This is a genomic window from Paenibacillus sp. FSL K6-1096 (genome assembly GCF_037977055.1).
In the GTDB taxonomy this organism is placed as follows: Bacteria; Bacillota; Bacilli; order Paenibacillales; family Paenibacillaceae; genus Paenibacillus_AQ.
Map to the genome: position 1 here is coordinate 5,437,139 of NZ_CP150274.1, position 15,973 is coordinate 5,453,111.

The 15,973-nt window shown below is 55.8% G+C and carries 16 protein-coding genes; 14 read left to right on the forward strand and 2 right to left on the reverse strand.

All coding sequences use genetic code 11. From position 1 onward, the window contains the following. The first annotated feature begins 63 nt into the window (after window positions 1-63). The 13 genes from MHI24_RS24135 to MHI24_RS24195 all read left to right on the forward strand — a co-directional run bounded on the left by MHI24_RS24135 (window position 64) and on the right by MHI24_RS24195 (window position 12,640). Window positions 64-1,764 carry a methyl-accepting chemotaxis protein gene (locus MHI24_RS24135; protein WP_340022055.1) on the forward strand — a complete coding sequence of 567 codons (1,701 nt, stop codon included), beginning with the start codon at window positions 64-66 and terminating at the stop codon, window positions 1,762-1,764. 198 nt (window positions 1,765-1,962) lie between these two features. Then, on the forward strand, window positions 1,963-2,919 hold the full coding sequence (locus tag MHI24_RS24140; protein WP_340022056.1) for a MoxR family ATPase: 957 nt from the start codon (window positions 1,963-1,965) through the stop codon (window positions 2,917-2,919). A 1-nt stretch (window position 2,920) separates the two neighbouring features. Continuing rightward, entirely contained in the window at window positions 2,921-4,171 is a 1,251-nt protein-coding gene (locus MHI24_RS24145) for a DUF58 domain-containing protein (RefSeq protein ID WP_340022057.1), read from the forward strand. Then, a complete protein-coding gene (locus MHI24_RS24150) occupies window positions 4,168-6,411 on the forward strand; it encodes a transglutaminase domain-containing protein (protein WP_340022058.1) in 2,244 nt (747 codons plus the stop codon). The genes MHI24_RS24145 and MHI24_RS24150 overlap by 4 nt, the downstream gene beginning before the upstream one ends. A 97-nt stretch (window positions 6,412-6,508) precedes the next feature. Then, on the forward strand, window positions 6,509-7,033 hold the full coding sequence (locus MHI24_RS24155; protein WP_340022059.1) for a YqeG family HAD IIIA-type phosphatase: 525 nt from the start codon (window positions 6,509-6,511) through the stop codon (window positions 7,031-7,033). Continuing rightward, window positions 7,033-8,163, forward strand: a complete 1,131-nt coding sequence (gene yqeH, locus MHI24_RS24160; protein ID WP_340022060.1) for a ribosome biogenesis GTPase YqeH — start codon at window positions 7,033-7,035, stop codon at window positions 8,161-8,163. Before MHI24_RS24155 ends, yqeH begins: the two co-directional genes overlap by 1 nt. A 21-nt stretch (window positions 8,164-8,184) precedes the next feature. Then, window positions 8,185-9,066, forward strand: a complete 882-nt coding sequence (gene aroE, locus MHI24_RS24165; RefSeq protein ID WP_340022061.1) for a shikimate dehydrogenase — start codon at window positions 8,185-8,187, stop codon at window positions 9,064-9,066. Window positions 9,067-9,125: 59 nt separating this feature from the next. Continuing rightward, window positions 9,126-9,419: a ribosome assembly RNA-binding protein YhbY gene (gene yhbY / locus MHI24_RS24170; protein ID WP_238655297.1), complete on the forward strand. Its 294-nt coding sequence runs from the start codon at window positions 9,126-9,128 to the stop codon at window positions 9,417-9,419. 12 nt (window positions 9,420-9,431) lie between these two features. Beyond that, window positions 9,432-10,034, forward strand: coding sequence for a nicotinate-nucleotide adenylyltransferase (locus tag MHI24_RS24175; RefSeq protein ID WP_340022062.1), 603 nt, complete (start codon window positions 9,432-9,434; stop codon window positions 10,032-10,034). Next, window positions 10,006-10,584, forward strand: coding sequence for a bis(5'-nucleosyl)-tetraphosphatase (symmetrical) YqeK (yqeK, locus tag MHI24_RS24180; RefSeq protein WP_340022063.1), 579 nt, complete (start codon window positions 10,006-10,008; stop codon window positions 10,582-10,584). The genes MHI24_RS24175 and yqeK overlap by 29 nt, the downstream gene beginning before the upstream one ends. Beyond that, the gene (rsfS, locus tag MHI24_RS24185; protein ID WP_340022064.1) at window positions 10,581-10,928 is read left to right on the forward strand and encodes a ribosome silencing factor; all 348 of its coding nucleotides are present in this window, start codon (window positions 10,581-10,583) and stop codon (window positions 10,926-10,928) included. Before yqeK ends, rsfS begins: the two co-directional genes overlap by 4 nt. Then, window positions 10,925-11,848: a S1-like domain-containing RNA-binding protein gene (locus MHI24_RS24190; protein WP_340022065.1), complete on the forward strand. Its 924-nt coding sequence runs from the start codon at window positions 10,925-10,927 to the stop codon at window positions 11,846-11,848. Before rsfS ends, MHI24_RS24190 begins: the two co-directional genes overlap by 4 nt. A 21-nt stretch (window positions 11,849-11,869) precedes the next feature. Beyond that, a complete protein-coding gene (locus MHI24_RS24195) occupies window positions 11,870-12,640 on the forward strand; it encodes a class I SAM-dependent methyltransferase (protein ID WP_340022066.1) in 771 nt (256 codons plus the stop codon). 282 nt (window positions 12,641-12,922) lie between these two features. Here MHI24_RS24195 and MHI24_RS24200 read toward each other — a convergent pair whose 3' ends face one another. After that, complete coding sequence (locus MHI24_RS24200; RefSeq protein WP_238655303.1) at window positions 12,923-13,081, reverse strand: asparagine synthase; 159 nt, start codon at window positions 13,079-13,081, stop codon at window positions 12,923-12,925. A gap of 76 nt (window positions 13,082-13,157) precedes the next feature. Continuing rightward, a complete protein-coding gene (locus MHI24_RS24205) occupies window positions 13,158-14,117 on the reverse strand; it encodes a winged helix-turn-helix transcriptional regulator (protein ID WP_340022067.1) in 960 nt (319 codons plus the stop codon). Between the two features lie 387 nt (window positions 14,118-14,504). Here MHI24_RS24205 and MHI24_RS24210 point away from each other — a divergent pair, with 387 nt between their 5' ends. Beyond that, the gene (locus MHI24_RS24210; protein ID WP_340022068.1) at window positions 14,505-15,905 is read left to right on the forward strand and encodes a sugar ABC transporter substrate-binding protein; all 1,401 of its coding nucleotides are present in this window, start codon (window positions 14,505-14,507) and stop codon (window positions 15,903-15,905) included. Window positions 15,906-15,973: the final 68 nt, after the last annotated feature.

Sequence of the window (15,973 nt, forward strand, 5' to 3'; positions counted from 1 at the left end):
ATATAGTTCTAGGCTTGTGAATTAGAATGAATACATAAGCAAATGAAGAGGGGGAGAGTAGAGATGAAATTGAATATCCGTATGAAGCTGATGCTAACGTTTGCTGTTATCATCGCACTGTTGTTTGTCAGCAGCACTGTTTCTCTGCTCAGCCTGAACAAGCTTGGGGATACCTCCAAGGAGATTGATGCCCATTGGATGCCGAGCGTTACCATTCTGGGGATACTGAACGGAGATGTCTCGGATGTGGAACGCCTGGCACTGAATCTGGTGCTTGAGCAGGACCCGGCAGAAAGAGCGAAGGTGCAAGAGAGCTATGATAATGTGATCGCGAAGGTGGATAAAGGCCTGAAAGTCTACGAGCCTCTTATCAGCTCAGACGCGGAGAAGGAAATGTATAAGAGCTTTACTGAGCTGTACACAGCCTATCTGGCCAAGCTGCCTGATATTATCAATGCCGGGAAAGCCCAAGACTATGATAAGATCAATACCCTGCACAAAGAAGCCTACGGGCAATGGTATGAAGCGAATGATACGATTACAAAGCTGATCGAGCTTAATAACAACGGGGCTGCCCTGATGAATAATAAAGCGGTGGAGAATTATTCCTCCGGACAGCGGATCATCATCCTCTTCAGTGCAGCAGCCATTGTTGCAGCGATTGTTATCTCCATCCTGCTGTCGAACTCCCTCTCCCGCCCTGTACTGCGGATCAGCCGCGCTGCGGAGCAGATTGCGGCCGGGGACCTGACGGGTGAAGCTGTCGTCGTGAAGAGCAGGGATGAGATGTATACGCTCTCCCTTGCTTTTAATGCGATGGTACAGAATCTCCGCAGCCTGATTCAATCGGTTAACGCAACTACCGAGCTTGTGGTTACATCCTCGGAGGAATTGACAGCGAGCGCGGAGCAGAGCAGTCAGGCCTCCAGGCAGATCACAGAGACCATGCAGGAGGTAGCCGGCGGAGCTGCACTCCAGGTCGATATGGTGGCCAAATCGACGCAGGCGATGGAAGAGATGTCCGTGGGTGCAGACCAGATTGCCGTACGTGCCCAGTCGGTCTTCGCATCTGCGCAAGGAGCGGCCCGTAAGTCTGAGGAAGGCAATCAGCGGATACAGGATGCCGTAACACAGATGAATACTGTCAATCAGTCCGTAACCGAGCTTGGCGATATGATGTCCGTGCTTGGCGAGCGCTCTAATGAGATTGGTGAAATCGTTAATGCCATTACCGGCATCGCCCGCCAGACTAACCTTCTGGCTCTGAATGCCGCCATTGAAGCGGCGCGTGCCGGGGAACAGGGCCGGGGCTTTGCCGTGGTGGCAGGAGAAGTCCGCAAGCTTGCAGAGCAGGCCGCCGGGTCGGCACAGCAGATTACTGAGCGCATTGAAGCGATTCAGGCGGATACCGTCACAGCCATTGAAGCGGTAACGCTGAACAGCCGGGAATTCGCTGCGGGACTGGACGCGGTCGTCAGCGCCGGCGATTCCTTCGGGCAGATTCTGATTGCGGTTAATCAGGTGGCCGGAGAGATTGAAGAAGTGTCGGCCGGCTCTGAACAATTGTCCGCTAGCACGGACGAGGTGGTCAACTTCATCAAGCAGATCTCGGCGGCAGCCGAGAATGGAGCAGCAGGAACAGAACATGTATCGGCTGCGACTGAGGAGCAGCTTGCTTCAATGGAAGGCATCTCTGCTTCGGCAGCTTCATTGTCCAACATCGCTGAAGAGCTTCAGGAGCAGATCGGTAAATTCAAGGTTTAATGCGGTTGATGCGGTTCCTATTATAATTAGGGCTATCATCTACGGCGGGTACAGCAGCAAATTCCCTTCACCCGGGGATTTGCTGCTGTTTGTTGTGGCTTTTACAGGGATATCGCCAGCCTAACATGTACTTTGGGTACTCCTATCATGTAAAATGTATATATTACGGCTTATTCTGACTTAGGAGGTTTACCATATATGCCCGTACGTCAAGAATCGACGCAAATTATGAAGGCTGTCCGCACTAATCTGGAATCCTGTATTCTTGGTAAACGTTTTGAAATAGAACTGCTGCTGACCGCGCTGCTTGCAGGCGGCCACGTCCTCATTGAAGATGTCCCCGGTACCGGCAAAACCCAGCTCATCCGCGCGCTCTCCCGCTCCATGTCCGGCGAGTACCGCCGGATTCAGTGCAACCCGGATATTCTTCCGAGTGATATTACCGGTGTGTCGGTGTATCATCCCCGCGATGAAATGTTCCACTTCCGCCCCGGGCCGGTTATGACTAATATTCTGCTGGCCGATGAGATTAACCGCGCGACCACCAAGACCCAGTCAGCACTGCTTGAAGTAATGGAGGAACGCAATGTTACGGTGGACGGGGAGACCTATCCGCTGCCTCATCCGTTCATGCTCTGCGCGACCCAGAACCCGATCGATTTCGAGGGAACCTATACTCTTCCCGAGGCACAGCTGGACCGCTTCATGCTGCGGATCAGCCTGGGCTATCCTGATGCGGATACGGAGAAAAGCCTGCTGATGACCCATCAGCAGGGCCAGCCGGTGGACAGACTGACTCCGGTGACCGACATGAATACGATCGCTGCGATTCAGGAGGAGATCCGCGATATCTATATCAGCGATCCGGTGCTGAGCTATCTGCTCGACGTAGTGCGGCATACACGGGTGCATCCGCAGGTGCTGCTGGGTGCAAGTCCCCGGGCCTCGCTCTCTTTCATGATGGCCTGCAAGGCGTACGCTTTCATTCAGGAACGCGACTATGTCCTGCCGGATGATGTGAAGACCCTCACCCCGTATGTCCTGGGGCACCGTATTCTGCTGCGGCCGGAATCCCGCCTGGACAATATCAGCATGGATTCGCTGCTGAACAAGCTCTTGCAGGGCATCCAGGTGCCTGTCACCATGAGGCAATAAGATGAGAGCCTTACTTACGCGCGCGGCGGCGGCTGTCGAGCTGAGGAAGTTCATGGGCGTGCTTGCGATTTGGGTCATCACCCTGTTCTATGTACTGTTTCAGGGCGGCAAGACGTCATTCATGTTATTTATCATGGTATCCGTATTAATTCTGTATTTATTCATCGGCGGGCTTGAAGGGGTGAGGCGGGCCAGAGGCACACGCAGCTTCTTCTCTGAGCAGGATAAGCCTGATCTGCTCTATGCCGGCGGTCATCTGCGGGTGAAGCTGGAGGTGATTGTTCCGGGCTTCCTGCCGCTGCCTTATGTAGTGGTGCGTGAGATCCTGAAGCGGCATAACGGCGAATCCTGGGTCTTCGAGGAGAGTCTGATCCCCAATATGGGCGGACGGGGAGAGCTGCTGTTCCAGACACCGGCTCTGGAGCGGGGCCGTTATACCTTCGAGAACACGGATATTCTCAGCGAGGATATCTTTGGTCTGATGGAGCATAAGGGCTCCTTCAAGGCGGAGGGACAATTCCGGGTGATGCCCCGGGCGGTCGTAGTTCCGCGCTGGCAGCTGTATGAGCGCAAGGCCCGCATCTCCGGGCCGCAGGTCTCTTTGCTGCAGTCACGGCGGGAGACCACGCAGATCAACGGGGTCCGCGATTATGTCTACGGCGACCGGCTGACACGCATCCACTGGAATGCGACGGCGAAGACCGGCGAATGGAAGTCCAAGGAATTCGAGCATGAATCGGTTCCGAGAACGATCCTGGTGCTGGACGGGAGCTCAAGCGGCTACTACAACGCCGCCCAGTTCGAGCTGGCGGTATCCATTACTGCCTCGTTGCTCGGCTACGGCGTCCGGGAGCGGATCGGCATCGGCCTGTGCTGCCTGGATAAGCACAGCAAGGTGTTCAGTCCGGCAGAAGGCAATGCCGAGCGCCAGAAGATGATCCAGTATCTGATTGATATTAATGCAGAAGGACGGGGCTCGCTGATTACAAGGCTGGAGAAGGTGGAGCGGATGCTCCCCAAAGGGGCGTACTTCGTCCTGATCAGCCCGCAGAGCGGCCGCGAGGTGCTGGACACCCTGCGCTGGGCGGACAGCCGGGGTATGACCCCGTCCCATATTCATGTTCTTCACTCTTCCGGGAAGTACCGCGCCGGGGAGTGGCAGAATATTCTGCATTCCCATGGCGTCACCGGCTACAGCATCAGCGCTCTTCAGGAGCTGCCTGCTGCGCTTGGAGGTGATTCTGCCCGATGAAGCGGTGGGGACAAGCGATCCGATCTTCCTGGCACCACGGGCTGACGCTGTTATGGCTGCTCATCATCGCCTTACAGTGGGTTTCGTACACTGCGCCCTTCTGGCTGCAGCAGACTAGCGTTGCCGTGGCTGTAACTCTTTTTATCGTTGTTATTATTGAGATCATTCTTCCGTTCAAAAGGGTCTACCGTCTTATAATCGAAGGGGCGGCAATCCTCTACATTGTGCACGACATCCTGTTGAAATATGAAGTCTATATCCCTGATCCATCGCTGCTTACGCTGCCGGAGCGGCTGTCGCAAACGGCATTGGCGATGAACCCGTATATCTGGTTCGCGCTGGGTGCCTGGCTGCTGATGCTCGTATGCGCGTGGTGGGTGAACAGCAAATCGCGGGTGCTGATGTTTGTCGCCATGAATATTACCGCCTTCGCTGCACTGGATTCGTTCACAACAGCGGTCTTGTGGCAGGAGGTAGCCTGGACGGTGTTCGCCGCCATGGGCTGGCTGGTTACCCGGCATCTGCGGAATTTCCAGCTGCATTACCCCCGGGGCTGGACCTATATGCTGAAGTATCCGATGAAGGTCGTGCTGAATGTAGCCATCATCTTCTCACTGGTGATTATCGTCGGGGTGAATATGCCGGGGGTGCGTCCAACCCTAACCGATCCTTATACGGCCTGGCAGAAATGGAACGGGAAGTCGGTCTCACTCGGAACCTCCTCCGGGGGCAGTGACAGTGCAGGCGGCGGAACGGGCAGCGGCGGAACCACCTCGGGCTACAGCCTGAATGACGATAATCTTGGCGGAGGCTTCAATTTCGACTACTCTCCGGTGATGACTGTCCAATCCGACCTGCGTACCTATATGCGGGGCGAGACCCGCAGCGTGTACTCGGGCAAAGGCTGGACCGACGACAATTCAGCAGAACGCGGCCAGCTCCGGCAGGTTCAGGTGGGCGAGCCGCTGGAACGCACCGCCGCACTCAAAGCCGAGACCCGGACCTTGAAGCAGATTGTCAATATTGTAGGCGGCAACAGCTATCCGGTTCTCTTCGGCGGCTACTCCATATCGGCAGTAGACTCTATTGACGGGCAGGAACGCAGCAGCGGATTGTCGTGGCGCAGCGAGGACAGCGAGCTGTTATGGAATTCTGCAGGCGACACGCGCCCGTTCCCGCAGACTTATGTGGTAACTTCAGAGGTGCCGGTGATTCCTTTTCAGGAATTAAGCAAGGAGACCTATCAGTCGCTGTATGGCGACAGTAACTTTGATCCGAAGTATCTCCAGCTCCCGGATAATTATCCGCAGCGGGTCAAGGCGCTGGCCCAGGAGATTACCGCCCGCGCGCAGACGCCTTATGAGAAGACGATCCTGCTGCAGCAATATCTGCAGTCGACCTTCCCTTATACGAACCAGCCGGATACCTCCCGCGCCCGGAGCAAGGACATGGTTGAGAGCTTCCTGTTCGAGATTCAGGAAGGCTACTGTGATTATTATTCCACAGCCCTTGTGACCATGGCGCGGTCTCTGGATATCCCGGCCCGCTGGGTGAAGGGGTATGCTCCTGGCGAGCAGGCCGAGATTCCGGACAGCGTAATGCTTCAGCAGGCCGCAGCCGGTTATGTAAATAACAACTACACGATTACCAATGCAGATGCCCATTCCTGGGCCGAGATTTATTTTGGTGATTACGGGTGGATTCCTGTAGAGGCTACACCCGGCTTCGATGTTCCTGTACTGGCGCAGAGCGGGGAAGAGAGCACAGATCTGCCCGCGGTTCCAGAGACGGAAGAGGATCAGCCTGTACAGCCGACACCGGCTCAGAAGGATAACGGCGGCAGCTTCCATCCCGGATACTGGGCAGTGGCGGCAGCGGCAGCGCTGCTCCTGATCTGGGGCGGATTCCTGATCTGGCAGCGGCGCATGAGACTGCTGTTCCTGATCTCGCGTATGCGTATCCGCCGCCAGCCGACTCCCGCACACAAAGTTGTGGCAGAAACAGAGCGCTGGGTAAGGTATATGCGCAGAAAGGGAATGCTGAAGGAAGAGCATGAGACGCTGCGCGAAGCTGTAGACCGGTGGAGCTCTGAACGTCCGGCGGTTGCCGGGATTCTGGCTACGCTGCTGGCGATGTTCGAGCGGGCGAATTACAGTCCGGAGGTTATTGAAGACAAAGACTGGCACAGCGTGTATACTGAATCTTTGCGGCTGCGAAACAGCATGAAGGTCCGAAGGTAAGACCAGGCAGCGGCATAGATCAGGCCGGAGCCTTTGCCTATTAACAGCCATTAGATCCGGGCAACAAGTTTCCTGTATAAAAATGAGGTGAAAAGAATTGTTTGAAAGGTTAGTTCCCAAACTCCGGGTCAACACGGTGTTTGATATTCCGCTGGAAGAGCTGTACCGTCAGGGCTGCCGGGGAATCATTACCGATCTGGATAATACGCTGGTCGGTGCCAAGGCGCCGCTGGCGACTCCCGAGCTGCTGCTCTGGTTCGAGAAGGTGAAGGAGATCGGCTTCAAGCTGGTCATCGTCTCCAACAATAATATGGACCGGGTATCGCGTTTTGCGACACCGCTGAATATCGAATTCGTGCATCAGGCCCGCAAGCCGAGCAACTCTCCGTTCCTCCGGGCCATGAAGCTGATGGGCCTGGGACCGGAGGAGACGATTGTGGTCGGCGACCAGATGCTTACCGATGTCTACGGCGGCAACCGCCTGGGATTATTCACAGTGCTGGTGCTCCCGATCTCCGTCAAGGATGAAGGGCTGGGCACCAGGATCAACCGCAGAGTGGAGCAGATTGCCCTGACGCGGCTGCGCAAGCAAGGATTGTGGCATGAGGAGGATAAATCTTAATGAGTTCAACGAATAATGCACCGCAGCGGCCGGAGAAATGCAGCGGCTGCGGGATTAAGCTTCAGAGCAAGGACAAGGAGAAGCCCGGTTATATCCCGGAGAGCGCCTTCGAACGGGAGCCGGTGATCTGCCAGCGCTGTTTCCGGATCAAGAATTACAATGAAGCCTCCTCGGTATCGGTGGATCAGGATGAATTCCTGAAGCTGCTGAGCGGAGTGGGCGAGAAGAATGCGCTGGTCATTCATATCGTGGATATTTTTGACCTCGAAGGCAGTCTGATCTCCGGGCTGCAGCGGTTTGTCGGCAACAACCAGGTCATTCTGGCCGTCAACAAAATCGACCTGCTGCCCAAAGTAACGAACTGGAACAAGCTGCGCAACTGGATGCAGCAGCGCTGTAAGGAGCACGGGCTGCGCACGGCCGAGATTGTTCTGGTCAGTGCGAAGCGCAACCAGGGCTTCGAGCGGCTGCTGGAGACCGTTGCCGATCTGCGCGGACAGCGTGATGTCTATGTCGTAGGAGCTACCAATGTCGGCAAATCGACGCTGATCAACCGGCTGATCTCGGACTACAGCGACCTGGATGAAGAGCTGACCACCTCCCGTTATCCGGGCACCACGCTGGATATGGTCAAGATTCCGCTGGATGACGGCCACTTTATTATCGATACGCCGGGAATCGTCTACCCTTGGCGGTACAGCGAGCTGGTGGAGCGCAAGGATCTGGGCGCTGTGATGCCGGAGAATCCGCTGAAGCCTGCGGTCTACCAGCTCAACGAAGGCCAGTCTCTGTTCTTCGGCGGGCTGGGACGCTTCGACTTCATCCAGGGCGAGCGCCAGTCCTTCACCTGCTATATCAGCGGTACGCTAAAGATTCACCGCACGAAGCTGGAGCGGGCAGATTCCCTGTACCAGGACCACCGCGGGGAGCTGTTATCCCCGCCGGGAACCGCTGATATGGATAAGCTGCCGCCGTGGCAGCGCCATGAATTCCGCATCGGCAAAAATGCGCAGACGGACCTGTTCATCTCCGGCCTCGGCTGGATCAAGGTGAACGGCACAACCGGTGCAGTCGTTGCCGTCCATGTGCCGCGCGGAGTCAAGGTGCTTACCCGTCCTTCGCTGATCTGATCCATTGAGGAGGACGATGATATGAATGAGACTGTTCAGAGCCTGCAAGCGGTGCAGCAGGAGCTTCTGCTGGGTGTAATGGGCGATCCGATCGCCCAGTCCAAATCCCCGTTAATGCATGGAGCGGCGCTCCGGGCGCTGGGACTTCCCGGCGCTTATGTCCCGCTCCATATCACCCCGGATAAGCTGGGCGATGCGGTGCAGGCTATCCGCACCCTGGGCTTCCGCGGGATGAATGTCACGATTCCGCATAAGGTGGCGGTCATGGAATATCTGGACCGGCTCGATGCAAGCGCGGTGGAAGTGGGCGCGGTTAATACCATTGTGAACGACAACGGGGTCCTGACCGGGTTCAACACCGACGGCATCGGCTACGTCCGTTCGCTGAAGGCGGAGGCGGCACCGGAGCTGGCTGGCTCCCGTATTCTGGTGATCGGAGCCGGCGGGGCGGCCAGAGGGATTGTCTCGGCGCTGCTCAAGGAGCAGCCGGCTTCAGTGCTGATTGCCAACCGCAATGAGGACCGGGCGCATCAGCTGGCCGCGGGCTTCAGCGGCAGAGGGCAGGTAGCCGGGGCCGGAATGGAAGCTGTTCCCGGCGTAATCGGCGGGATGGATATCGTAATCAATACGACATCGGTCGGTATGTATCCTTATATGGAGGAGATGCCGATTGATCCGTCCGGGCTGCATGCAGGGATGGTTGTAAGCGACCTGATCTATAATCCGCTGCACACCCGGCTGCTGGAAGAGGCTCTGAAGCGGGGCTGCACCGTTCACGGCGGACTGGGGATGTTCGTGTATCAGGGGGCTTATGCCTTTGAATACTGGACCGGGCTTGCTGCGCCTGCAGAGATTATGCGCCAGACCATCGCGGAGTGCCTAGGTGCAAATGCAGACAAATGATTTTGCCCCCACGGGGGATAATAGAATAATATATGTTTAATTAAGGAGTTTTTCTATTTATGTTAACAGGTAAACAAAAACGCTATTTACGCTCGCTGGCTCATCATCTTGACCCTGTCTTTCAGGTCGGCAAAGGCGGCGTCAACGATCATCTGATCCGCCACATCGAAGAGGCGATTGAGAAGCGCGAGCTGATGAAGATCAGCGTGCTGAACAATAATGCGGATGATCCCAAGGAGATCGGGGCTGCGCTTGCGGAGCAGTCAGGCTCCGAGCTGGTGCAGGTGATCGGCAAGACCATCGTGCTGTATAAGGAATCCCGCGACAACAAAACGATTGAGCTTCCCCGCTAGGAGGTAAACGCCTTGAAAGTAGGAATCATGGGAGGGACCTTCGATCCTCTGCATATCGGACATATGATGGCCGCAGAGACGGCCCGCGAGAGCTATGGATTGCAGGAGGTCTGGTTCATGCCTTCGCATATTCCGCCGCACAAGCATGAGGCCGGGGCCACAGGCGAAGAACGGCTGTCCATGGTGCGGGAGGCGGTGAAGAACCACCCGTCCTTTGGCATTCTCGACTGGGAAATCGTCAGAGGCGGGGTATCCTATACTCTGGAGACGATTATAGGCCTGCAGGAGGAGTACCCGCAGCATGAATTCTTTTTCATCGTGGGTGCAGATATGGTACAGTATTTGCCCAAGTGGCAGGGCATCGAGGAGCTGGTGAAGCGGCTGGTCTTCATCGGGGTCGGCCGTCCGGGAACACCGCTTGATCTCGGGCTGCTGCCTGATTTCATTGCCGGAAGGGTGCTGCTGGCGGATATGCCGCTGGTGGATATCTCCTCCACAATGCTAAGGGCGCGCGCTGCGGAGGGCAAGTCGATCCGTTATATGGTGCCGGATGCTGTGTATGATTATGTTCAGAGGAGTGGATTGTATGGAGTACAGCCGCGAAGCGCTGATTGAGCAGGTCTCCGGCCAGATGCCGGACAAACGCTGGAAGCATACCCTGGGTGTCATGGCATCCTCTGTGGAGCTGGCGCAGCGCTATGGTGCTGACCCGGCCCGTGCCGAGACGGCGGCGATTCTGCATGATGTGGCCAAGTACTGGCCCGTGGAACGGATGCGCGAGGTCATTGAGCAGAATGGGCTGTCCGCTGAGCTGCTCCGGTACGACAAGCAGCTGTGGCACGCCGAGGTTGGCGCTTTTGTCGCTGAGCATGATTATGGTATCCATGATGCTGAGGTACTGGACGCGATCCGCTATCATACCTCTGGGCGGGAGAACATGACCCTGTTGGACAAAATCGTCTGTCTGGCTGATTATATCGAGCCTGGGCGCGATTTTCCCGGAGTGAACGAAATCCGCAGGCTGGCGGAGTCCAGTCTGGAGGAAGGGCTGATTGCCGGATTCGATTCCACGATCAGCCTGCTGCTGGAGAAGCGCCGGATTGTGTTCCCTCTTACCGTGCTGGCCCGCAACGATCTAGTAAGAACATTGGAGGATAAAATATGAGTGTGAATTCAAGCAAGCTGCTGGAGCTGGCCCTGAACGCCGTCCAGGATAAAAAAGCAATGAACGTGGTAGCCCTGGATCTGCGCAGCGTGTCGCCGATCTCCGATTACTTTATTATCTGCCATGGTAATTCCGACACCCAGGTGCAGGCGATTGTCACCGAGGTTCGCAAGGTCGTCCATGAAGCGGGCGGGACCATTAAAGGCATCGAGGGAATGGACGCGGCGCGCTGGGTACTGATGGACCTGGGCGATGTGATTGTCCATGTCTTCCACCGCGATGAACGCGAATATTACAACATTGAGCGTCTGTGGTCGGATGCGAAGGTTGTGGAGACAGTATGAGTCTGATTGCTGGAACTACGGTAACGCTTGAGGTCATGCGCGAGGTGTCCCCGTACGGATACTTCCTGGGCGCAGGCGATGAGGATATCATGCTTCATTACACCGAGCTGGTGGGCAGCAAGCCGAAGATCGGCGACAAGGTGGAGGTCTTCATCTTCTTCGATACGGAGGACCGTCCTGCGGCGACAATGAAAAAGCCTTATCTGACCCTCGGCGAGATGGCCCTGCTGGAAGTGGCCGATATCCATCCGCGTCTGGGCTGCTTCCTGGAGATGGGGCTGGGCCGCCAGTTGCTGCTCCCGCTTGGCGAGCTGCCTGAGCTGGTAGAGCTGCGGCCGCAGATTGGCGACAAGGTATTCGTTATCATGGAGCATGACAAGCAAGGCCGCCTGCGGGCCAAGCTGGCCGGCGAGCAGGAGCTGGCGCCGCTTGCGGTGCCTGCCCCCGCCTCCTGGCAGGGACAGACGGTTACAGCGCGGGTGTACAAGCCATTGCAGATGGGGACCTTCGTTCTTGTCGATGCCGGCGTGCTGGGCTTTGGCATCATCGGCATGGTTCATTCCTCCGAGCGCAGCCGCCTGCTGCGCCTCGGTGAAGTGTTCGAGGCGCGGATTACGCATATCCGCGAGGATGGCCGCGTGAACCTCAGCATGGGCCAGCGCAAGGAGGTCGGCCGGGATGTCGATTCGGCCGCGCTGCTGGAATTCCTGAACTCCCGCCCGGGCGGCGGGATGCCGTATTCGGATGCTACGCCGCCTGACATCATCAAGCAGCGCTTCGGCATCAGCAAGTCCGCCTTCAAGCGCGCGCTGGGCAAGCTGATGAAGGAAGGGCTGATCGTCCAGAAGGAGAACTGGACCTATCTGGCGAACCGGGAAGGGGACAGTCCTGCCCCTGAAGCGGATGCGGACGAACAATAGTATAGAGAAAGCGGTGTAGCAGTGTCTTCCTATGGCAAATTTGCTTATGTATACGATGCACTGATGGCGGACATGCCTTACCCGGCCTGGCTGGACTTCGCGGAGACGGCCTGGAGCAGGTACGGCAAGCCGCGTACCGTAGCTGAGCTTGGCTGCGGGACGGGCAGCCTGACCCTTCCGCTGGCGGCGGCAGGCTACCATATGACCGGGATTGATCTGTCTTCGGATATGCTGTCGGTTGCCCGGCGCAAGCTGGAGGAGCAGCCGCAGGGCCGCAGATTCCTGCGGGAGGGCAGCGTGCAGTGGGTGCAGCAGAACATGAAGGAATGGGAGCTGCCGGAGCCGGTGGATGCTGTCATCTCCTTCTGTGACTGCCTGAATTATGTGCTGGAGGAGCCGGACATCCGGTCTGTCTTCTCCTCTACGTATGCCGGATTGAAGGAGGGCGGAACCTTCCTGTTCGATGTCCATCATCCGAACACCCTGATCCGCTACGAGGAAGAGCAGCCCTTCGTGCTGGATGAGCCGGACATCTCCTATATCTGGACCTGTGAGCTGGATGTGCCCCGCCGGGAGATTGAGCATCACCTGTCCATCTTCGCCCGCGAGGAGGGCCGCCAGGACGTCTACCGCCGGTTTGAAGAGATCCACACCCAGCGGGCGTATGACCCCGAATGGATGAAGCAGGAGCTGCTTGCAGCGGGATTCCGCGAGGTCTCGGTCTATGCGGATTTCGAATGGGTCGAGGCGGACGACTCGGCGCAGCGGCTGTTCTATGTGGCGGTGAAGTGAGCTATTAAAGTGCGGTCCCGAAGCATAGTCGTCACTCCGGTGAGCATTTGGACTTCCGGCCGCTGTCCGTCTGCAGATTTCTTGATAATGAAGGTCCCTGCCATCGGGTGGGGACTTTTTGCGTTGTTATTTAGTAGGGTCCATTGCCGATGTATGTGGAAAACAACATACAATGTGCAGCTGCGGGGGGAGCGCGTTCACTAGGGTGCCGGTGTGCGGGTCCATGACACAGCAAACCAGGCCGTATCTCTCAGATACGGCCCGGTCATCTTCCAATGCTGCTTACCGGTGCTCGAACAAATCGATGGTGCCGAGTACAATATGCGCCAGACCAAATCCAAGAATGCCGGTTGCAGCCACCTTATATCTGCTTCCCAGAAAAGCTGCACTCGAAGCGGTTACTACGGTCCCCAGTATGGCGGGTATCATCCCTTCACGCATACGAAACACTCCCTCACGGTAGATTGAAAGACATTCGTTAGTGTGTTTAAATGACACGCGAATTATACCCGCCTGGTCAGTCTGCGGCTCCCGCCGTAGTCACATGGCCGGTGGGGTCCTCCACCTCATGCACGTTATAGAGCACCCGCGCCAGCAGATCCTGGCTGTAGTTGCCGAAATGCTTGCCGTAGATCGTCAGGCCGCGCTTGTTGACCGGCTTGTCGGTGACGGCGATGCGGAAGGTCAGCTCGCTCCGGTAATCCAGCTTAATGTCATTCAGCGTAATATCCGAGATGCGGCATCCGTCGATGAAGCTGCCCTCATGGTTGATGCGGATCAGCTTCAGCATCCCGTACTGATTGAGATGGGGCGGCCACCAGTCCGGATTGAAGGTGCCGCGGGTATCGCCGAAGTCGCCGGGGCTGGTCCAGGAGCCGATCTCGATCCCGTTCACATAGAAATACAGATCAGAGGGGTAATTGTCGTTGTACCCGGGAGCCTCCGAGCCGATCTCCATGGAGAACTGGATCTCGCGGAAGCTCTGATTCGCTTTGAGGTAATTGGGAATGCGGTATTCCAGGAAGCCTTCGGCCATCCAGATAATCTCGGAATCAATCCGCTGCGGGTCGGCGAAGTAACGCGGCTCGTCGAAATCACCGATAATGCTGTCCTTGGTAGCCAATCCGCAAGTCGGCACTGCCTGATAGTTGCTGTAATGGCCCACCTGAATCTCGACCTCATACAGATTATCGACATCCTTACTGCGCAGATCGACCATCAGCTTATCCTTGTTCAGGTAACAGACCTTCTGAATCCCGTGCTTGCCCACTGCAGTATTAATCTCAATCAGGCCGCTCTCCTCCAGCTTCTTGATATGCATGGTGATAGCCCCGTTGCTGAGGTTCAGCCGTTTGGCAATCTCGTTGAGGTTCAGCGCCTGATTGGTTGCCAGCAGCTCCAGAATCTGGATGCGGATTTCCGAGCTGAGTGCCTTGAAGATGTCGATTCCGCTCATCAGATCTTTGATATAAATCATAGTTAGAGTACCTTCTTCCAGTAGGTTACTTAATCGGAAACTGTTTTATAAAATTATAAACTAATCGCCAGGAAAAGGGAAGTAATCTTCACTTAATTGTATAATTCAGTTAAACCAGAACATTTTTTATGAAAAACCGAATATTTATTTTAATAAATAATAAATTATAAGGTCAATATTAAGTGAAAATAAGCACTTTATATCATGAAAAAAGTCAATAATCTTCTTTTATTTTTGATTTAATTAAAAAGATTCAAACTTTTGTATTTACAACGGCCTTTTATATATGCTATTTTATACCTGTAAGCGAATACATTCAATTGTTTCTCAATCATTTGAGAAGAATGTGAAGCATTCTGATGTTAAGCAAATCCTAGGAGGGGTTACATGTTTAAGAAAAAGGGCTGGTTCACACTGCTGTCGTTAGTTCTGATGGTCTCGGTTATACTTGCAGGCTGCGGCGGCGGGAACGACAAGGCATCGTCCGGCAGCAATAGCGGGGGCGAGACGGCGGCAAATACAGATAAAAAGGATTCCGGGGAAACCAAGAACTTGACCTTCATGTTCCGCGGGGGAACCGATGAACAGAAGGCTTATGAAGGTGTTGTGAAGCAGTTTGAGGCTGATCATCCGAATGTTAAGGTGAAGATTGTCGTGACGGCGGCTGACCAGTATGCAACCAAGCTGAAGGCGTCCATTACAGGCAACAGCGTGCCGGATGTGTTCTATTTTGAATCAGGGGACCTGAAGGCTTATGTGAACAGCGGGATTCTGCTCGATCTGACCGGCTACATAGAGAATAACCCGAACATTGACCTGAACAATATCTGGCAATACGGCGTCGACCTGTACCGTTATGACGGAACGATGGCCGGGCAAGGCAATCTGTACGGAATGCCGAAGGACGTAGGCCCGTTCGCGCTCGGCTATAACAAGACGATGTTTGAAGCGGCAGGGGTGCCGCTGCCTGACAATGATAAACCGTATACGTGGGATGAATTCATCAAGGTCGCCCAGCAGCTCACCATCGATAAGGACGGAGACGGCAAAAAGGACCAGTTCGGCGCAGGCTTCAACGTACAGTGGGCACTGCCGGCCTTCGTCTGGAGCAACGGTGCGGACTGGCTGGATGCCACCAAGACCAAGGTGACGATTGATGAGCCGAACTTCATCGAAGCCCTGCAATTCTTCGCTGACATGCAGCTGAAATACGGCATTACTCCTTCCACAGAGCAGGCCCAGACACTCGATACCTACCAGCGCTGGATGAAGGGCGAGATGGCCTTTTTCCCGGTAGGTCCATGGGATATGAGCACGTATGAGAAGCTGCCGTTCGAGTATGACCTGATCCCTTACCCGGCAGGCTCCACCGGCAAGAGCGCAACCTGGACCGGCTCGCTCGGCATCGGCGCTTCGGCGAAGACCAAGCACCCGGATGAGGCTGTTGAGCTGATTAACTACCTGACCGCATCGAAGGAAGGCATGGAAGCGCTGGTGCAGGCCAAGGTGCAGATTCCGAACCTGATTGACATGGCGACAGAATGGGCGGCTGATACCACCACCAAGCCGGCGAACAAGGAAGAGTTCCTGCAGGTCGTGAACGAATACGGACGGGTGCTGCCAGGCCATTACACCTACAATGCCGAATGGTATAGCCTGTTCTACACCGATATCCAGCCTGTCCTGGACGGCAAGATTACCGCTGCGGAGTATGTGAAGGAGGAACAGCCGAAGATGCAGAAGCTGTTGGATAAGGCAGTGGAGCAGGAGGCCAAGTCCAAGAAGTAAGCTTGTATCCACCGTACCTATGCAGATTACAAGTGATGCTCCGTATCCTGTAACAACGGGCGGGCATC